Source organism: Chryseobacterium rhizosphaerae, assembly GCF_003385455.1.
GTDB lineage: Bacteria > Bacteroidota > Bacteroidia > Flavobacteriales > Weeksellaceae > Chryseobacterium > Chryseobacterium rhizosphaerae.
Genome location: NZ_QNUF01000083.1, coordinates 1 through 594, shown reverse-complemented (window position 1 = coordinate 594; position 594 = coordinate 1). Strand labels below are relative to the sequence as shown.

Genomic DNA, 594 nt, shown 5'->3' with positions numbered 1-594 from the left:
AAAATGTAGTCTATGACAGCAAAGGAAAAGTAATCTCCTATGAAAAGGAACTACTTTCTTCAGGAACTGTAACAAAGGCCTCTATTGAAAACCTGTACAACCCGTGGAACGGGGAGCTTGCCCAGGTAAAAGACCAAATTTCCGGAAAGGTGTTATGGGAGCTGAAAGAAACCAATGCCAGAGCACAGGTACTCAAAGCAATGCTGGGAACTTCAGAAGTAAAAAATACCTATAATGATGCCACAGGGATGATTCGGGAAATTAATCATGTAAATTATGTGGGAGATCCTTTGGTCAATATTCAGTATACCTTTAATGCTGTCAAAAATGAATTGAGATCCAGAAAAGTACTGGGGAATTTCAATATTATAGAATCCTTTGATTATGATGATAATAACCGTCTTATCAACTGGACCAACCCGGTAACGGGAATAAAACCGACTTCCAACAGGAATACCTATGATATAAAAGGAAGGATCTTAAAGAATGACCAGGTAGGAAAAATAAAATTTGACAATCCTGACAACGTCTACCAACCTACCGGAATGAGCCTGAATACTGACGGAATCCAGAACTATAATAATGACCTGATCC

General features: G+C 38.7%; 1 protein-coding gene. It reads left to right on the top strand.

Features of this window, described 5'->3' with window-relative positions:
• Positions 1-594 (top strand): hypothetical protein (locus DRF57_RS23820; protein ID WP_157969934.1); only part of this gene is annotated, 594 nt, incomplete at both ends.